Here is a 17,966-nt window from a genome sequence, read left to right on the forward strand (position 1 = left end):
GCGCCCCGGGGTCCTCAGACCCTGAGCAGCGCCTCCAGCGGGGCGCCGGCGAGGGCGGGCTCCAGCCGGGCACGGCCGCCGAGGAAGCCGAGCTCCATCAGCACGGCGAGGCCCGCGACCTCGGCGCCCGCCCTGCGGATGAGCTGGAGGGACGCCTCGGCGGTGCCGCCGGTGGCCAGGACGTCGTCGACGACCAGGACGCGGTCCTCGGCGCCGAGGTCCTCCGCGTGGACCTCGATCTCGGCCGACCCGTACTCCAGGTCGTACGACTGGCTGAGGGTGGCGCCGGGGAGCTTGCCCGCCTTGCGGACGGGGATGAAGCCCAGGCCGGCGCGGACCGCGACCGGGGCGCCGAGGATGAACCCGCGGGCCTCCAGGCCGACGACCTTGGTGGCGCCCGCCCGGTGGGCGACGTCCACGAGGGCGCCGGTGAGCGCGTCGAAGGCCTTGGGGTCGGCCAGGAGCGGGGTGATGTCCTTGAACATCACGCCCGGCTCCGGGTAGTCCGCCACGTCCCGGATGCGGCTCAGCAGCAGGCCGGACAGGTCGGCGTGGTCGCTCATCGGCGCTTCCCCGAGGGTCGGCCGCGGCCACGGGTACGGGACGCGGGCTGGTTACGAGGCCCGACGACCGCCGCCGCGACGCCGGCGGGCTCGTCGTACTCGTCGTCGCTCCCCGGGGCGTCCCGGCCCTCGTCCGGGTCGCCGCCGTGGGCGCGCTTGGCCAGTACGCGCTTCTTCAGGCTCTTCATGGCCGGCTCGAGCTCCTTGAGATCGGCGACGAGCGGGGTGGCGATGAAGATCGAGGAGTACGCACCGGCGGCGAGGCCGACGAACAGCGACAGGGAGATGTCGTTCAGCATGCCGGCGCCGAGGACGCCGCCGCCGATGAACAGCAGGCCCGCCACCGGAAGCAGCGCGACCACCGTGGTGTTGACCGACCGCACCAGGGTGCTGTTGATCGACCGGTTGGCGATCTCGCTGTACGTCCAGCGGGTCTGCTTGGTGATGTCCTTGGTCTGTTCCTTGAGGCTGTCGAAGACGACCACCGTGTCGTACAGCGAGTAGCCGAGGATGGTGAGCAGACCGATCACCGTGCCGGGGGTGACCTCGAAGCCGACGAGGGCGTAGATCCCGACCGTGATGGTGATGTCGTGGATCAGCGCGACGAACGCGGCGAGGGCCATCCGCCATTCGAAGGCGATCGCCAGATAGATCACCACCAGGATCAGGAAGATCCCCAGGCCCTGCCAGGCCTTGTTGGCGATCTGCTCGCCCCAGCTGGGACCGACCAGTTCGGCGTTGATCTTCTCGGCGTCGACCTTGAGGTCGTCGGCGAGCCGCTCCTTGATGGTGTCCGAGGTCTTGGTGTCGATGCCCGCGACCTGGATGCGCATGCTGCCGTCGCCGAGCTTCTGGACGATGGCGTCGTGGCCGGAGGCGTCCTCCGCGTAGCCCTCGGCGGTGGACACCGAGACGCTCGTGTTCTTCGGGGTGGTGAAGACCGCGCCGCCCTGGAACTCGATGCCCATGTGCAGGCCGCGCACCGCCAGGCCGACGATGGCCGTGATGGTGATGAGGATCGAGATGCCGTACCAGATCTTGCGGTTCTTGACGAAGTCGTAGCCGATCTCGCCGTGGTGGAGTCGGGCGCCGAGGGTGCCGAGCTTCGACATCTCTCACGCCTCCTTCGTCTGGGCAGGGGCGGAGGGACGACGGGTGCGGCGCAGCGGCGGTTTCGCGCCCAGCGCCTTCGGGTCGAGACCGGACCACTTGTGGCCGCTCGCGAAGAACTTGCGGCGGGCCATCAGCGTCAGCAGCGGCTTGGTGAAGAGGAACACCACCACGACGTCGAGGACAGTGGTCAGACCCAGGGTGAACGCGAAGCCCTGCACCTTGCCGACGGTGACCACGAAGAGCACCGCGGCGGCGAGGAAGGACACGAAGTCGGAGACCAGGATGGTGCGCCGGGCGCGCGGCCAGGCCCGCTCCACGGAGGGGCGCAGGGAACGGCCCTCACGGATCTCGTCCCGGACCCGTTCGAAGTAGACGATGAACGAGTCCGCCGTGATGCCGATGGCGACGATGGCGCCGCAGACGGCCGGCAGGTTCAGCGCGAAGCCGATGGTCGGGCCGAGCAGCGACATGATCACGTAGGTGAGGGCCGCGGAGACCAGCAGCGACGCGATGGCGATGAACGACAGACCGCGGTAGTAGAAGAGCAGGTACAGGATCACCAGCGCGAGGCCGATGGCGCCGGCGATCAGACCGGCCTGGAGCTGCTCGCCGCCGAGGGCGGCGGTGACGGTGGTGACGCTGTCCTCACGGAAGGTCAGCGGAAGGGCGCCGTAGGACAGCATGTTGGCCAGGTCCTGCGCCGACTGCTGCGTGAAGTTGCCGGAGATCTCGGCGTTGCCGCCGGTCAGGGCCTGCCGGACGTACGGGTCGGAGACGACCTCGCCGTCCAAAACGATCGCGAACTGGTTCTGCGGGGACTGCTTCTGCGCGAGCTGGCCGGTGATGTCGGCGAACTTCTTGGAGCCCTCGCCCGTGAACTTCATGGTCACGGTCCAGCCGGCGCCGGAGGTGGTGTTCAGGACGGCGTCGGCCTCGTCGACGTCGGTGCCGTCGACGGCGGCCGGGCCGAGGATGTACTTCTGCCACTGGCCCTGGGAGTTCTGGCCGCAGGCGACGGTGGGGTCGGTGGCCTTGGCGCCGTCACCGGCCGTGGCGCGGACGCTCTCCTTGGTGCAGTCGAGCTTGGCGTACGCCTCCTGGAGCTTGGCGTCGGGGTCGGCGGCGCCGCCCGTGGCGGACGGGGAGGGGCCGGCCTCGTCCGTGGCGGCCGGGCTCTCGTCGGCCTTCAGGGCGTCCGTGACCGCGCGGCCCTGGGTGGTGGCGCTCGCCGAGGGGTCGGCGGACGCCGAGGAGCCGTCGGTGGCCTCCTGGCTCGCGCCGTCCGTCGCCTTGTCGCCGGCCTTGTCGCCGGAGGGATCGGCGGAGGGCTCGCCGGTCCCGCTGGGCTGCGGGGCGGCGCCGCCCCCGGCCAGCTCGGTGGCGATCACGGGACGGAAGTAGAGCTTGGCGGTGGTGCCGACCTGTTCCCGGGCCTGCTTGGAATTCGTGCCCTTGGGAATGTTGACGATGATGTTGCGGTCGCCCTGCGTCTGGACCTCGGCCTCGGAGACGCCCAGACCGTTGACACGCCGCTCCATGATGGAGACCGCGGTGTCCATGTTGGTCTTGTTGATCGCGGACTCCTGGCCCGCCTCGGGGACCGCTGCCAGCGTGATGCTCGTTCCGCCGGCCAGGTCGATACCGAGACGCGGAGTGGTGTGACCGGAGGCGAACATCCCCCCGGTGAGCGCCACGATGGCGATCAGGATCAGAGCCAGCGAGCGCCACGGCTTGCTTGTGGCGCTCGCGTTCCGTCCCTTTTTGAGTGCTGCCACCTTCTCGAACTCCCTCTCGGGCCGCCTCGTCCCCGGTCGGGAGGCCGGCGGCCATGACATGGTGTCGGGATGATCCCGTGCGAGCCGGGCATGATCCTGGGCGCGCGGGCCTCACCCGCGCGCCCAGGAACGCGGCTACTTCGCGTCGGAGTCGCCGTCGGACTTCTTCGCGCGCGTGTCCGCCGTGGCGTCGGCGGGCTCGTCGTCCGCGTCCTTCTTGCCGAGGTCGACAGGCGCGTCGTCGGAGTCGGCGGCAGCGTCGGAAACGTCGTCGGCCTCGGTGAGGGAGGAGGCGTCGTCGGGGACGACGTCGGCGTCGGACTGCAGGTCGTGCTCGATGCCGTGCACGATCCGGTTGTACTCCTCGTCGGTCAGGACGGCACCGATCGAGTTCTTGGCGAACAGCAGCTCCACGCCCGGCCCGGCGTCGAGGAGGACGGTGTCCTCGCTGACCTCCTTGACCGTGGCGTACATGCCCCCGATCGTGCGGACGCCGGAACCGGGCTGCATCTGGTTCCGCATCTCGATGGCCTGCTGCTGCTTCTTCTTGGCCGACCGGGTCATCAGGAACATGGCCCCGATGAGCACAATGAACGGGAGGAGGGTCAGGAGACTCACGGGTCGGAACTTCCTTCACACGACCGCGATGGTGAACGGCCTGATGGTTGGGGGTATGTGCTGCCGCCGACAAGGGCGGCATCGGCGGAGTCTAAGCGAGTCCGCACCAAGGGAACAACGCTCAGCATGGCACCGGGGTTCCTGCCCGGGCCAGCGTGCTCGCCGTCACGCCCCGAACAGGTCCCCTTGTCCGCTTCCGGCGGCCTGCGAGCGCGGCGGCGTGAGGCCGAGGTGCGACCATGCCGCGGGCGTCGCCACCCGTCCCCGCGGGGTACGGGCGAGCAGCCCCTCCCGCACCAGGAAGGGCTCGGCCACCTCCTCCACGGTCTCACGCTCCTCCCCCACCGCGACGGCGAGCGTGGACAGGCCGACCGGACCGCCGCCGAACAGCTTCAGCAGCGCCTCCAGCACCGCCCGGTCCAGCCGGTCCAGGCCCCGGGCGTCCACCTCGTACACCGCGAGGGCCGCGGCGGCGACGTCCTGGGTGATCCGGCCGTCCGCCTTGACCTGTGCGTAGTCCCGGACCCGGCGCAGCAGGCGGTTGGCGATGCGGGGCGTGCCGCGGGAGCGTCCGGCGATCTCGGCGGCGCCCTCGGCGTCGATCTCCACGTCGAGCAGGGCCGCCGAGCGGTGGACGACGCGCTCCAGCTCGCCCGGCTCGTAGAACTCCATGTGCGCGGTGAAGCCGAAGCGGTCGCGCAGCGGGGGCGGCAGCAGGCCGGCCCGGGTGGTGGCGCCGACCAGGGTGAAGGGCGGCAGCTCCAGGGGGATGGCGGTGGCGCCGGGGCCCTTGCCGACGATCACGTCGACGCGGAAGTCCTCCATCGCCATGTACAGCATCTCCTCGGCGGGCCGCGACATCCGGTGGATCTCGTCGAGGAAGAGGACCTCGCCCTCCTGGAGGGAGGAGAGGATGGCCGCGAGATCGCCGGCGTGCTGGATGGCGGGGCCCGAGGTGATGCGGATGGGGGCTTCCATCTCGGCCGCGATGATCATGGAGAGGGTGGTCTTGCCGAGGCCGGGGGCACCGGAGAGCAGCACGTGGTCGGCGGTGGCGCCGCGGGCGCGGGCGGCGCGCAGCACCAGGTCGAGCTGCTCGCGGACCTTCTCCTGGCCGATGAACTCGCCCAGGTCCTTGGGGCGCAGCGCGGCCTCCACGGCCTGGTCCTCGCGGTCGGCGACCGATTCCACCAGCCGCTCGGAGGCGGCGGTGTCGTTCGTGTCGTCCCAGTTCATGTGCGTGTGCCTCAGCTCTCCGTACGGACTCGGGCGCGGTCGCGGGCCGGCGGGCGGCGGTCGCGGTCTGCGGTCTATCGGGCGCGGTTCAGCGTCTGGAGGGCCGCCTTGAGCAGCTGCCCCACCGGTACGGCGCCCTCGGCGGCCTCCGCCTGCGGGGTCACCGCGGCCACGGCCTCGTCGGCCTCACGGGTCGCGTACCCCAGTCCGATGAGGGCGGCGTGCAGCTGGTCGCGCCACCCGGAGGTGACGGGCGCGCCGACGGCGGGGGCGCCGGTGGGCTCGCCGAGCCGGTCCTTCAGTTCGAGGAGGAGCTTCTGGGCGCCCTTCTTTCCGATGCCGGGGACGGCGGTCATTGCCTTCTCGTCGCCGGTGGCCACCGCGCGGCGCAGGGCGTCGGGGCTGTGCACGGCGAGCATGGCCTGGGCGAGCCGGGGGCCGACGCCGCTGGCGGTCTGGAGCAGCTCGAAGACCTGGCGGCCGTCCTCGTCGGCGAAGCCGTACAGCGTGAGGGAGTCCTCGCGGACGACGAGGGAGGTGGCGAGCTTCGCGGGCCGGCCGACGCGGAGGGTGGACAGCGTGTCCGGCGTGCACCGGACGGCCATGCCGACGCCGCCGACCTCGACCACCGCGGTGTCGGGGGTGAGGGCGGCGACCGTGCCGCTGACGAAGGCGATCATGCCGTACGGCCTTTCGATGCGTGGCGGGCCGCGGGGGCCCGGGAGGTGGTCGGCGGGGTCCGCGCCGCGTGGGCGGCGACGGCCTGCTGGAGGCGGTTCTGGGCGGGGGCGCGCCAGATGTGGCAGATGGCGAGCGCGAGGGCGTCGGCGGCGTCGGCCGGCTTGGGCGGCGCGTCGAGCCGCAGCAGGCGGGTCACCATGGCCCCGACCTGGGCCTTGTCGGCGCGGCCCGAGCCGGTGACGGCGGCCTTGACCTCGCTGGGCGTGTGCAGGGCGACGGGGATGCCGCGGCGGGAGGCGCAGAGGATGGCGACGGCGCTGGCCTGGGCGGTGCCCATCACCGTGCGCACGTTGTGCTGGCTGAAGACGCGCTCCACGGCGACGAACTCCGGACGGTGCTCGTCGAGCCACTGCTCCAGGCCCTGCTCGACGGCGACCAGACGGTGCCCGAGGTCGGCGTCGGCGGGCGTGCGGACGACTCCCACGCCGAGCATGGTCAGGGGGCGTCCCGCGACCCCTTCGACGACGCCGACACCGCACCGGGTCAGCCCCGGGTCCACCCCCAGCACGCGCACGCGTCGCCCCCTTGCTCGATCACCTGTTTGTGCAGGCTATCGGGTGCCGCCGACAAAGCGGCGGGCCGACGGGGTGTGTCCCGTCGGCCCGCCGCCCCGAGACGCGTCAGGCGTCGACCTTCTCCATGATCTCGTCGCTGACGTCGAAGTTGGCGAAGACGTTCTGCACGTCGTCGCTGTCCTCCAGCGCGTCGATGAGCTTGAAGATCTTCTTGGCGCCCTCCTCGTCCAGCTCGACCTGCATGGTCGGGACGAAGTTGGCGTCGGCGGACTCGTAGTCGATGCCGGCGTCCTGCAGCGCGGTGCGCACGGCGACCAGGTCGGTGGCCTCGCTGAGCACCTCGAAGGACTCACCGAGGTCGTTGACCTCCTCGGCACCCGCGTCGAGCACGGCGGCGAGGACGTCGTCCTCGGACAGCTCGCCCTTGGGGACGATCACCACACCCTTGCGGTTGAACAGGTACGACACCGAACCCGGGTCGGCCATGGAGCCGCCGTTGCGGGTCATCGCGACGCGCACGTCCGAGGCGGCGCGGTTGCGGTTGTCGGTGAGGCACTCGATGAGCACCGCGACGCCGTTGGGGCCGTAGCCCTCGTACATGATCGTCTCGTAGTCGGCGCCGCCGGCCTCGAGGCCCGCACCGCGCTTGACCGCGGAGTCGATGTTCTTGTTGGGCACCGACTGCTTCTTCGCCTTCTGGATGGCGTCGTACAGCGTCGGGTTGCCTTCGGGGTCGGCTCCGCCCATCCGGGCCGCGACCTCGATGTTCTTGATGAGCTTCGCGAAGAGCTTGCCGCGCTTGGCGTCGATCACGGCCTTCTTGTGCTTCGTCGTGGCCCATTTAGAGTGGCCGGACATCTGCCTGTCTCCTTCGCGTAACCCATCTCTGCAACGAACGCAGGAATCCTACAAGGACTCGCCCCGCCGGTACGCCCGCACCATGTCGGTGAACAGCCGGTGCACCCGGTGGTCCCCGGTCAGTTCCGGGTGGAACGAGGTGGCCAGCGCGTTGCCCTGGCGGACCGCGACGATGTGTCCGCCGTGCTCGGCGAGCACCTCGGCGGACGCGCCGACGGACTCCACCCACGGGGCGCGGATGAAGACCCCTTCGACGGGTTCCCCGGAGACTCCCTTGACCTCGACGGCGGCCTCGAAGGACTCGTTCTGCCGTCCGAAGGCGTTGCGGCGCACGATCATGTCGATGCCGCCGACGGTCTCCTGCCCGGAGCGCGGGTCGAGGATCTTGTCGGCGAGCATGATCATGCCGGCACAGGTGCCGTAGACGGGCATGCCGGCGCGCACGCGGGCGCGCAGGAGCTCCATCAGGCCGAAGAGCACGGCCAGTTTGGAGATCGTGGTGGACTCCCCGCCCGGGATCACCAGGCCGTCGACCTCGGCGAGCTCCTCGGGGCGGCGGACGGGCCTGGCCACGGCGTCCGCCGCGGCCAGGGCCGTCAGATGCTCCCGTACGTCGCCCTGGAGTGCGAGCACCCCGATCACGGGAGCGGTCATCACCAGCCCCGGTTGGCGTAGCGCTCGGTCTCGGGCAGGGTGTCGCAGTTGATGCCGACCATCGCCTCGCCGAGGTTGCGGGACGCGTCCGCGATGATCTTCGGGTCGTCGTAGAAGGTGGTCGCCTTCACGATGGCCGCGGCGCGCTTGGCGGGGTCGCCGGACTTGAAGATGCCGGAGCCGACGAAGACGCCCTCGGCGCCCAGCTGGCGCATCAGCGCGGCGTCGGCCGGGGTGGCCACACCGCCGGCGGAGAACAGCACGACGGGCAGCTTGCCCAGCTCGGCGACCTCCTTGACCAGCTCGTACGGGGCGCGCAGCTCCTTGGCGGCGGCGTACAGCTCGTGGTTGTCGTAGCCGCGCAGGCGGGCGATCTCGTTCTTGATCTGGCGCAGGTGGCGGACGGCCTCGACGACGTTGCCGGTACCGGCCTCACCCTTGGAGCGGATCATCGCGGCGCCCTCGGCGATGCGGCGCAGGGCCTCGCCCAGGTTGGTGGCGCCGCAGACGAAGGGGGTGGTGAACGCCCACTTGTCGGAGTGGTTGACCTCGTCGGCCGGGGTGAGGACCTCGGACTCGTCGATGTAGTCGACGCCGAGCGACTGGAGAACCTGGGCCTCGACGAAGTGGCCGATGCGGGACTTCGCCATCACCGGGATGGACACGGCGTCGATGATGCCCTCGATCATGTCCGGGTCGGACATACGGGCCACACCGCCGTCCTTGCGGATGTCGGCCGGGACGCGCTCCAGGGCCATGACGGCGACGGCGCCCGCGTCCTCGGCGATCTTCGCCTGCTCCGGCGTGACGACGTCCATGATCACGCCGCCCTTGAGCTGCTCGGCCATGCCGCGCTTCACGCGCGCGGTGCCGGTCTCGGGACCCTGGTTTTCGGAGAGCGTGCTGGACACGAATGACCTCGCTGAGGTGAGGGGGATTCTGCAGCACTGAGGAAACGTGACCGGAGCAGGCCACAGCAAGGGCCAATGACGAGCCGGTGGCTCGTTTTCGGTCGGGGGCCGCGTGCCGGGTGGCCGGAAACCGCTGTCAGGCGGCCCGCTCGATCAGCGCCGCCGGCGGCTCGTCGTCCATCTCGAACGCCATCGGGAACGCGGCGTGTCCGGCCAGCCGGAACCAGCGCACCTTGCGGTGCAGCCGAAGCGCGCGGGCGGCCCGCACGGCGTCGTTGTGGAAGCGGCGGGCCATCGGCACCCTGCGGACGGCCTCGGCGAGCTCGAGGGCGGCCTCCTCTCCCCCGGGCGCCTCCCGGACCGCGTCCACCTGCTGGGCGTCGGCGAACACCGCCCGCAGCGCCTGGCTCAGCTCGCTCTCGGCGACCTCCCGCTGCTCCTCCACGGCCTGCCGGGCCGCGTGCGCGGCCTCGTACAGCACGATCGAGGCGGCGGGGTCGAGCACTCCGGAGGTGGCCAGTTCCTGCGCCACGGAGGCGCGGCGCAGCAGTTGCGCGTCGAGCGCGGCACGGGCGGCGTCGATCCGGGCGTGCAGCCGGTCCAGCCGCCCGGCCGTCCAGCTCAGATACAGCCCGACGGCGACGAGGACGACGAGGATCCAGATGAGGGTTGGGGTCACGGGCGGCAAGGCTAGTACCGGCACGGCCGGGTGCTGTCCCTGGGGCTGCACCCCCGCCGCGTGCGGGCCTCGCGTCCAGCGCTGTACCTGCGGCTAACGGGGTGCCACGCATCCTCGTACGCCGGGTGCAGCCCGTCGGGGGCTGAGCGCGCAGTTCCCCGCGCCCCTTGGGACGCCGCCGCCTGCGGGCAGCCGTGCCGCTCGGGGCGGCACGGGTGGGCGCAGACGGCACCCCTCCAGCGGGCCTCGCGTCCAGCGCTGTACCTGCGGCTAACGGGGTGCCACGCATCCTCGTACGCCGGGTGCAGCCCGTCGGGGGCTGAGCGCGCAGTTCCCCGCGCCCCTTGGGACGCCGCCGCCTGCGGGCAGCCGTGCCGCTCGGGGCGGCACGGGCGGGCGCAGGCGGCACCCCTCCAGCGGGCCTCGCGTTCCGCGCCGTACCCGCGGCCTAGAGAGTGCCTCGCATCCTCGTACGCCGGGTGCAGCCCGTCGGGGGCCGGTCGCGCAGTTCCCCGCGCCCCTTCAGGGCGTTCAGTCCCGCGCCAGGCCCAGCCGGGCCCTCAGGCCCGTCGCCCTGTCGTCCGTGGCGACCGCCGCCGCGCCCGCGGTGACCGTTTCGTAGACGGAGAGGATGTCCGCGCCGACCGTGGACCAGTCGAAGCGGCGCACGTGCGCACTGCCCCGCGCGCGGAGCTCCTCGCGGCGCCCGGGGTCCCCCAGGAGCCGCACCGCCGCCTCGGCGAGCGCGTCCGCGTCCTCGTTGGCGAACAGCTCGCCGGCCGCGCCCTGGTCGAGAACCTGGGCGAAGGCGTCCAGGTCGGACGCCAGCACCGGCGCCCCCGCCGACATCGCCTCGACCAGGATGATGCCGAAGCTCTCGCCGCCCGTGTTGGGCGCCACGTACAGGTCCACGCTGCGCAGCAGCCGCGCCTTGTCCTCGTCGCTGACCATGCCGAGGAACTCCACGCGGGACCGCAGCTCCTCCGGCAGCGACTCGACCGCCTCCTCCTCGTCGCCGCGCCCGGCCACCAGCAGCCGGGTCCGCGGGCGGGCGGCGAGGATCTTCGGCAGGGCCCGCATCAGCACCGGCAGGCCCTTGCGGGGCTCGTCGATGCGGCCGATGAAGCCGATGGTGTCGCCCTGCCACTCGGGCCTGGGCTCGGCCTTGGCGAAGAAGTCGACGTCGACACCGTTGGGGATGACCACCGCGTCGCCGCCGAGGTGCTCGACGAGGGTGCGGCGGGCGTACTCGCTCACGGCGATCCGCGCGCTGATCTTCTCCAGGGCGGCCTGGAGGATGGCGTACGCGGCGATCATCGCCTTGGAGCGCGGGTTGGAGGTGTGGAAGGTCGCCACCAGCGGGCCCTGCGCCGCCCAGCAGGTCAGCAGCCCCAGGGAGGGCGAGGACGGCTCGTGGATGTGCACCACGTCGAAGGAGCCGTCGTGCAGCCAGCGCCGTACCCGCGCGGCGGACAGGAATCCGAAGTTCAGCCGGGCCACCGAGCCGTTGTACGGCACGGGCACCGCGCGGCCCGCGGAGACGACGTACGGGGGCAGCGGGGTGTCGTCGTCGGCCGGGGCGAGGACGGACACCTCGTGCCCCTGGCGGATGAAGTACTCGGCCAGGTCGCGGATGTGGAACTGGACGCCGCCCGGGACGTCCCAGGAGTACGGGCAGACGATGCCGATCCTCACGCCGTGCCCTCCCGGTCGCGCCCGGGGGCGTGCGCGGGGTCGAGGTCCTCGGTCCACAAGCGCTGCAGCATGTGCCAGTCCTCCGGATGTTCGGCGATTCCCGTGGCGAAGGCGTCGGCCAGCGCCTGTGTCATCACAGACGTCTTCTCGGCGCGCGTACCTGACGCGGGAACCTCCACCGGGGGGTGGACCCGGCCCTGCATCACGGGCGGCCTGTCGTACCAGAGGGTCACGGGCAGCAGCCGCGCGCCGGTGTGCTGGGCCAGCAGGGCGGGCCCGGCGGGCATGCGGGCGGCGTGGCCGAAGAAACTCACCTCGAGGCCGGACGCGGACAGGTCACGGTCGGCGACCAGGCAGACCAGGCCGCCGTCGCGCAGGCGCCGGGCGAGCGTGCCGAAGGCGGAGCCGCCGCTGTGCGGGAGGACCTCCATGCCGAGGCCCTCGCGGTAGGCGACGAACCGGTCGTACAGCGTCTCCGGCTTCAGGCGCTCGGCGACAGTGGTGAACGGCATGCCGAGCTGGGTGGTGACCCAGGCGCCGGCGAGGTCCCAGTTGGCGAGGTGCGGCAGCGCGAGGATCACGCCCTTGCCGGCCGCCATGCCCTCGGTGAGATGGTGCAGGTCCTTCGGGGTGAAGGAGTCGGCGATGCGCTCCGGGCTCCAGGCGGGCAGCCGGAAGGACTCCATCCAGTACCGCAGGTAGGACCGCATCCCCGCGCGGGACAGCTCGGCGAGCCGCTCGGGGCCCGCGTCGGGCACCACGCGCGCGTAGTTGCTCTCCAGCCGCAGCACGCCCTTGCCGCGCTGCTTCCAGGCCACGTCGGCGATGGTCCTCCCGAGGCGCACGGCGACCGGCTCGGGCAGCTTCTTCACGGTGCCCCAGCCCGCGCCGTACAGGGCGTCGGTGAGCCGCTCCTGGGCGCTCACTGGGCGGCCTCGCTCCCCTGCGCATGCTGCTCGGCGGCCTCCGCCTCGGCGGATTCGCGGCGCACGGTGACCACGCGCTGGATCAGCGTGACGAGGCTGCCGACGGCGACCGCCCACAGGGCGATCGGCAGGAGGTACTGGATGCCGGGCACCCCGAACGCGTGCAGGCCCGCGAGTCCGGCGGCCACAAGGGAGATCACCAGCCGCTCGGCCCGCTCCACCAGCCCGTTGACGGCGACCGGCAGCCCGATCGACTCGCCGCGCGCCTTGGTGTACGACACCACCTGGCCGCTGGCGAGGCAGAAGATCGACACCGCGCACAGCACGTTGTCGTCGCCGGAGCCCGCGTACCAGAGGGCGAAACCGCCGAAGACCGCGCCGTCGGCGACCCGGTCCAGGGTGGAGTCGAGGAAGGCGCCCCAGCGGCTGGAACGGCCCAGCTGGCGGGCCATGTTGCCGTCGACCAGGTCGGAGAACACGAACAGCGTGATGACGACCGTGCCCCAGAAGAACTCGCCGCGCGGATAGAACACCAGCGCGCCGGCCACCACGCCCGCGGTGCCGATGAGCGTGACCGTGTCGGGGCTGACCCCCCGCCGGATGAGAAACGCGGCGAACGGTGTGAGGACACGCGTGAAAAATGCACGCGCGTACTTGTTCAGCATGGCCTTCCCGACGGTCGGTGTGGCCGTGTGGCCCCTGCTGGCCACCGGCGGGCCCATCGTAGTCACCGCGCGCGGGCGTGGCTGCGGGGCACCCGCACCGCCGCGCACGGGGCGCGCGGAGCGTCGCCGGGGCCCGGGGCCGCGGCGGGGATCACGTCCCTCGTATGGACGCGCCGTGACGGGAGTGGAAAGCTCGAAGGACCGCGGGCGCCGCCGGAGCCGCACCGCAGGCGATGCCCCCGGACGGGGTCCGGGGAAGGCTTCCACGGGTCCGCGCCCACAGTGACCTCACCGTGCACGGGAGGCAGGATCATGGGCGACAAGGCGCACACACACCCCGGAGCCGCCGGCAGGGCACAGGCGGCCGACCGTCCCACGTCCGTACGGAACGTGGTGCTGGTCGGCCACTCCGGATCGGGCAAGACGACGCTGGTGGAGGCCCTCGCGCTGACCGCGGGGGCGGTGAACCGGGCGGGCCGCGTGGAGGACGGCGGCACCGTCTCCGACCACGACGAGATCGAGCACCGGCAACAGCGTTCGGTGCAGCTCTCCCTGGTGCCGGTGGAGTGGAACGGCATCAAGGTCAACCTTCTGGACACCCCCGGCTACACCGACTTCGTCGGGGAGCTCAGGGCCGGTCTGCGAGCGGCGGACGCGGCCCTTTTCGTCGTCTCGGCCGCGGACGGCGTGGACGGCTCGACCCGGATGGTGTGGGACGAGTGCGCGGCGGTCGGCATGCCGCGCGCGATCGTCGTCACGCACCTGGAGGCGGCCCGCGCCGACTTCGAGGAGATGAACCGGATCTGCGCGGAGACCTTCGGCGGGGACGACCCGGACGCGGTCCTGCCGCTGTATCTGCCGTTGCGCGGCCCCGAGGGTCCTGACGGGCACGCGCCGGTGACCGGGCTGATCGGGCTGCTGACGCGCAAGCTGTTCGACTACGCCGGCGGCGAGCGCGTGGCGCACGAGCCGGTCGGGGACCAGGTGCCGCTGATCGAGGAGGCGCGCGGCCGGCTGATCGAGGGGATCATCTCCGAGAGCGAGGACGAGACCCTCATGGACCGCTACCTCGGCGGTGAGGACGTCGACGTCAAGACGCTGATCGACGACGCGGAACGCGCGGTGGCGCGGGGCGTCTTCTTCCCCGTCCTGGCCGCCGCGCCCGCCGCCCCCGGAGCCCGCCAGGGACTCGGCACGGTGGAACTGCTCGACCTGATCACGAACGGCTTCCCCACCCCGCTGGAGCACGGCACCCCGCAGGTGACCACGCTGGACGGCAGGCCGCGCGAGCTGAAGCCGTGCGACCCGGACGCCCCGCTGGTCGCGGAGGTCGTGAAGACGTCGTCCGACCCCTACGTGGGCCGGCTGTCGCTGGTCAGGGTCTTCTCCGGGACGCTGCGCGCCGACCAGACCGTGCACGTCTCCGGGCACGGCCTGACCGACCGGGGCCACGAGGACCACGACGTGGACGAGCGGGTCGGCGCGCTGTCCACGCCGTTCGGCAAGGTGCAGCGGCCCGTGTCGCACGTCATCGCGGGCGACCTGGCGTGCGTGGCGAAGCTGTCCCGCGCGGAGACCGGGGACACCCTGTCCGCGAAGGACGACCCGCTCGTCATGGAACCGTGGGAGATGCCCGACCCGCTGCTGCCGCTGGCCATCGAGGCGCACAGCAAGGCCGACGAGGACAAGCTGTCCCAGGGGCTCTCGCGACTGGTGGCCGAGGACCCGACGATGCGGCTCGAGCAGAACCAGGACACCCACCAGGTGGTGCTGTGGTGTCTCGGCGAGGCGCACGCGGACGTGGCGCTGGAGCGGCTGCGCAGCCGCTACGGCGTACAGGTCGACGTGGTGCCGCACCGGGTGTCGCTGCGGGAGACGTTCGGCGGCAGGGCGTCGGGACGCGGCCGGCACGTCAAGCAGTCGGGCGGACACGGGCAGTTCGCCATCTGCGAGATCGAGGTGGAGCCGCTGCCGAACGGCTCGGGCGTCGAGTTCGTGGACAAGGTCGTCGGCGGCGCCGTGCCGCGGCAGTTCGTCCCGTCGGTGGAGAAGGGCGTAAGGGCGCAGGCGCGGAAGGGAGTTGCGGCGGGGCATCCGCTCGTCGACGTGCGGGTGACGCTGCTGGACGGCAAGGCCCACTCGGTGGACTCCTCCGACGCGGCGTTCCAGACGGCGGGCGCGCTGGCGCTGCGGGAGGCCGCCGCGGAGGCGAAGATCCATCTGCTGGAGCCGGTGGCCGAGGTGTCCGTGCTGGTCGGCGACGACTACGTGGGCGCCGTGATGAGCGATCTGTCCGGACGCCGCGGCCGGGTCCTGGGCACCGAGCAGTCGCCCGGCGGGCGCACGCTGATCCGGGCGGAGGTGCCGGAGATCGAGATCGGCCGGTACGCCGTCGACCTGCGGTCGCTGTCGCACGGCACCGCACGCTTCAGCCGCCGCTACGTCCGCCACGAACCGATGCCGCCGCAGGTCGCGGAACGGGTCAAGGGGGAGGCGCACGCGGCCTCCTGACGCGCCGGGCGCCCGCCGGTCGCTCCGGCGGGCGCCCGTGTGCGCGGTCGCGCTTCCGCTTCACTCCGCGACACCTTCCCCGTACCTGAGAACGGCTTGGAACGACCCCCGGCGGACGGCGGTGGCTGCCTATACGCTGAACACCTGATCAACAGGTGTGCGCAGCACGGAAGTCGGGAAGGCCGCAAGACGACAGTCGCGGCGATCGGGGGCGGGAATGACCGTTGAGAGCGGTTACGCGGATTTTTTCGGTCCGCAGGTGCCGCGCACGGGCGACGAGGGCCAGACACCCACGTTCGCGCTGGCCTCGGCGGCCTACCGGGACAACGAGGCCGACGAGATACTCAAGGCCAACAGCGAGTGGCACAAGTCGGAGGTCGGCAAGCCGCGGATCAAGCTGTTCCGGCCCAATCTGGGCGAGGCGTTCTCCCGGGCCGTCATCGACCGGATGCTGGGCTCCGGCCGCGCCCCGCTCATCCAGTCCTTCGGCACCCAGCCCCAGGTCGTGGTGGAGCACGCGCTGGCGGCCCACCGCATCCGCCGCGAGCGCGACAACTGGCTGACCGCGGTGATGGTGCTGTGCGGGCTGCTGTTCCTGCCCGGCCTGCTCGTGTGGCTGCTGGTGTTCCAGATCCGCACGACGATGGCGAAGCGCGACGACAAGCGGGCCGGCGCGCTCGCCACCGCCCTGCTGGTCGGCGTCGGCGCCCTGGCCGTGCTGTTCCTGCTGCGCATGCCGTTCACCGGGTTCTGGGCCTGGTACGCGCGCGCGTCGGTCGTGGCCCCGGTGCTGGGCTGGTTCTGGGCCAAGCAGATCTGCGAGCGCACCGCCCGTGACCTGCGGGGACGCTGGGACAGCCTGCTGTCGGGCAGCAGCATCGGCGCCAAGGTGCCCGAGGCGGTGCCGAGCAGCCCCGGCGAGACGGCGGCCGAGCAGCTGCGCCAGTCGCTCGCCCGGCTGAGCGCCGAGCAGCAGTCCAACTCCGTCTTCTACGCCGGTCCCAAGGGCATACTCGGGATGGGAACCCGCTGGGGCAGCTGGCAGCTCGCCGAGGACCTGGCGCCGGCCGACCCCGACCGCGAGATCCACCCGTTCCGCAGCTGGGACGTCATCAAGGCCATCCACGACCGGCTGCGCATGCTGGAGCGCGGCCCGCTGAACACGGGCGGCTTCCCCAAGCCGTCGATACGCCACTGGATCGTCACCCCCATCGGGGAGAACGCCACGGCAGTCACCCGGCCCGAGGGCACCGACGTCGAGGCGTACCAGGTGAAGCAGCACGCCGTGCAGGAGATCTGCAACAAGCAGCAGTTCGGCGCGGGCGACCGGCACTACCTGGGCGTGCAGTGGACCCTGTGGGACGGCCAGCTGGTGATCACGATGCTGATCACCGTGACCGTGCTGCACGAGACACTGCGCATCGAGGTCACCGGGCACGCCCTGGGTCCGGTGCACTCCCTCTTCACCACCAAGCCGGCGGCGAAGGAGAAGGAGGTCCAGAAGTCGGTCAAGTTCTGGGAGACCCGGAAGGTCAAGCTCCCGCTGGTCGACTCGGACGAGGTGGTACGGCTGGCCGCCCGCGCACCGCTGACCACGTACCCGCCGCTGCTGTACTGGCTCGGGGGCAAGCTGACCCTGCCCGAGCCGTTCGGGCTGCGGCACGCCTGGGCGGACAAGCCGTGGCGCCACCGCTTCATGGCCGACGACGCGCTGCGGGCGGCGACACCGGTGCTGCGCGTCGTCCACTCGGCGGCGATCAAGGTGCTGGAGGAGAACGGCGTGGACACCACGAAGTTCGGTTCCCGCTCGTCGTCCCTGTCCACGGCGGTGCAGGAGGCGACGCCGAGCAAGGCCGACCTGTACGACGCGTAGACGGCGGGCGGGGTGCGCGACCGCGGACCCCGCCTCCCCCGGTGAGGCTCAGGCCGCGGGCCAGGCCTCCGCGAGCATCTTGCGGGTGTCGGCCAGCAGCTGAGGCAGCACCTTGGTGTGGCCGATGACCGGCATGAAGTTGGTGTCGCCGCCCCAGCGCGGGACGACGTGCTGGTGCAGGTGGGCGGCGATGCCCGCGCCCGCGACCGTGCCCTGGTTCATGCCGATGTTGAAGCCGTGCGCGCCCGACGCCGTACGCAGCGCCGCCATCGCCTGCTGGGTGAGCGCGGCGAGCTCCGCCGTCTCCTCGGCCGTGAGCTCGGTGTAGTCGGCCACGTGCCGGTACGGCACGGTCATCAGATGGCCGCCGGTGTACGGGTACAGGTTGAGCACCGCGTACACCAGTTGGCCGCGGCGCAGGATCAGCCCGTCCTCGTCGGACCGGTCCGGGAGGGAACAGAAGGGGCAGCCGTCACCGGCGCCGGGGCCGCTCGGCTTGTTCTCGCCCTGGATGTAGGCCATCCGGTGGGGCGTCCACAGACGCTGGAACGCGTCCTGCGTCCCCACTCCCAACTGCTGCTCCGGCTCACTCGTCATGCGTGCAGCATATGGCGTGACCGCGGGACCGCGGCG

Annotated in this window: 17 protein-coding genes; 2 read left to right on the forward strand and 15 right to left on the reverse strand. The window is 71.9% G+C overall.

Translation table 11 applies throughout. The annotated features are described in order from the left end of the window. Positions 1 to 14: 14 nt before the first annotated feature. The 14 genes from MTR79_RS22420 to pgsA all read right to left on the reverse strand — a co-directional run bounded on the left by MTR79_RS22420 (position 15) and on the right by pgsA (position 13,006). Entirely contained in the window at positions 15 to 563 is a 549-nt protein-coding gene (locus MTR79_RS22420) for an adenine phosphoribosyltransferase (protein ID WP_086698845.1), read from the reverse strand. Then, positions 560 to 1,675, reverse strand: coding sequence for a protein translocase subunit SecF (gene secF, locus MTR79_RS22425; protein WP_086698843.1), 1,116 nt, complete (start codon positions 1,673 to 1,675; stop codon positions 560 to 562). The genes MTR79_RS22420 and secF overlap by 4 nt, the downstream gene beginning before the upstream one ends. Before the next feature lie 3 nt (positions 1,676 to 1,678). Then, complete coding sequence (gene secD / locus MTR79_RS22430; RefSeq protein ID WP_086698841.1) at positions 1,679 to 3,451, reverse strand: protein translocase subunit SecD; 1,773 nt, start codon at positions 3,449 to 3,451, stop codon at positions 1,679 to 1,681. Between the two features lie 135 nt (positions 3,452 to 3,586). Further along, entirely contained in the window at positions 3,587 to 4,069 is a 483-nt protein-coding gene (yajC, locus tag MTR79_RS22435; RefSeq protein ID WP_086698840.1) for a preprotein translocase subunit YajC, read from the reverse strand. A 165-nt stretch (positions 4,070 to 4,234) separates the two neighbouring features. Then, positions 4,235 to 5,305: a Holliday junction branch migration DNA helicase RuvB gene (gene ruvB, locus MTR79_RS22440; RefSeq protein WP_048458192.1), complete on the reverse strand. Its 1,071-nt coding sequence runs from the start codon at positions 5,303 to 5,305 to the stop codon at positions 4,235 to 4,237. Positions 5,306 to 5,379: 74 nt separating this feature from the next. After that, positions 5,380 to 5,985 carry a Holliday junction branch migration protein RuvA gene (gene ruvA, locus MTR79_RS22445; RefSeq protein ID WP_086698838.1) on the reverse strand — a complete coding sequence of 202 codons (606 nt, stop codon included), beginning with the start codon at positions 5,983 to 5,985 and terminating at the stop codon, positions 5,380 to 5,382. After that, positions 5,982 to 6,560, reverse strand: coding sequence for a crossover junction endodeoxyribonuclease RuvC (gene ruvC / locus MTR79_RS22450; protein WP_244791858.1), 579 nt, complete (start codon positions 6,558 to 6,560; stop codon positions 5,982 to 5,984). The genes ruvA and ruvC overlap by 4 nt, the downstream gene beginning before the upstream one ends. A gap of 106 nt (positions 6,561 to 6,666) precedes the next feature. Next, complete coding sequence (locus tag MTR79_RS22455; protein WP_033275074.1) at positions 6,667 to 7,419, reverse strand: YebC/PmpR family DNA-binding transcriptional regulator; 753 nt, start codon at positions 7,417 to 7,419, stop codon at positions 6,667 to 6,669. 48 nt (positions 7,420 to 7,467) lie between these two features. Beyond that, positions 7,468 to 8,073 carry a pyridoxal 5'-phosphate synthase glutaminase subunit PdxT gene (gene pdxT / locus MTR79_RS22460; protein WP_048458195.1) on the reverse strand — a complete coding sequence of 202 codons (606 nt, stop codon included), beginning with the start codon at positions 8,071 to 8,073 and terminating at the stop codon, positions 7,468 to 7,470. Further along, positions 8,073 to 8,984 (reverse strand): pyridoxal 5'-phosphate synthase lyase subunit PdxS, encoded by a 912-nt coding sequence (gene pdxS, locus MTR79_RS22465; protein ID WP_048458196.1) that lies wholly within the window; start codon positions 8,982 to 8,984, stop codon positions 8,073 to 8,075. Before pdxS ends, pdxT begins: the two co-directional genes overlap by 1 nt. Before the next feature lie 136 nt (positions 8,985 to 9,120). Continuing rightward, a complete protein-coding gene (locus MTR79_RS22470; RefSeq protein WP_048458197.1) occupies positions 9,121 to 9,663 on the reverse strand; it encodes a membrane protein in 543 nt (180 codons plus the stop codon). Between the two features lie 531 nt (positions 9,664 to 10,194). After that, entirely contained in the window at positions 10,195 to 11,358 is a 1,164-nt protein-coding gene (locus tag MTR79_RS22475) for a glycosyltransferase family 4 protein (protein WP_086698834.1), read from the reverse strand. Beyond that, positions 11,355 to 12,284, reverse strand: coding sequence for a phosphatidylinositol mannoside acyltransferase (locus MTR79_RS22480; protein WP_086698832.1), 930 nt, complete (start codon positions 12,282 to 12,284; stop codon positions 11,355 to 11,357). Before MTR79_RS22480 ends, MTR79_RS22475 begins: the two co-directional genes overlap by 4 nt. Next, complete coding sequence (pgsA, locus tag MTR79_RS22485; protein ID WP_086698831.1) at positions 12,281 to 13,006, reverse strand: phosphatidylinositol phosphate synthase; 726 nt, start codon at positions 13,004 to 13,006, stop codon at positions 12,281 to 12,283. The genes MTR79_RS22480 and pgsA overlap by 4 nt, the downstream gene beginning before the upstream one ends. A 255-nt stretch (positions 13,007 to 13,261) precedes the next feature. Here pgsA and MTR79_RS22490 point away from each other — a divergent pair, with 255 nt between their 5' ends. After that, complete coding sequence (locus tag MTR79_RS22490) at positions 13,262 to 15,460, forward strand: elongation factor G-like protein EF-G2 (protein WP_244791859.1); 2,199 nt, start codon at positions 13,262 to 13,264, stop codon at positions 15,458 to 15,460. Between the two features lie 217 nt (positions 15,461 to 15,677). Then, complete coding sequence (locus MTR79_RS22495; RefSeq protein WP_244791860.1) at positions 15,678 to 17,333, forward strand: hypothetical protein; 1,656 nt, start codon at positions 15,678 to 15,680, stop codon at positions 17,331 to 17,333. 48 nt (positions 17,334 to 17,381) lie between these two features. Here the strand turns inward: MTR79_RS22495 and MTR79_RS22500 are convergent, their stop codons facing one another. Then, complete coding sequence (locus tag MTR79_RS22500; RefSeq protein WP_086698826.1) at positions 17,382 to 17,930, reverse strand: HIT domain-containing protein; 549 nt, start codon at positions 17,928 to 17,930, stop codon at positions 17,382 to 17,384. Positions 17,931 to 17,966: the final 36 nt, after the last annotated feature.

Origin of the sequence: Streptomyces sp. BJ20 (assembly GCF_022869105.1) — a bacterium.
Taxonomy (GTDB): domain Bacteria; phylum Actinomycetota; class Actinomycetes; order Streptomycetales; family Streptomycetaceae; genus Streptomyces; species Streptomyces griseoincarnatus.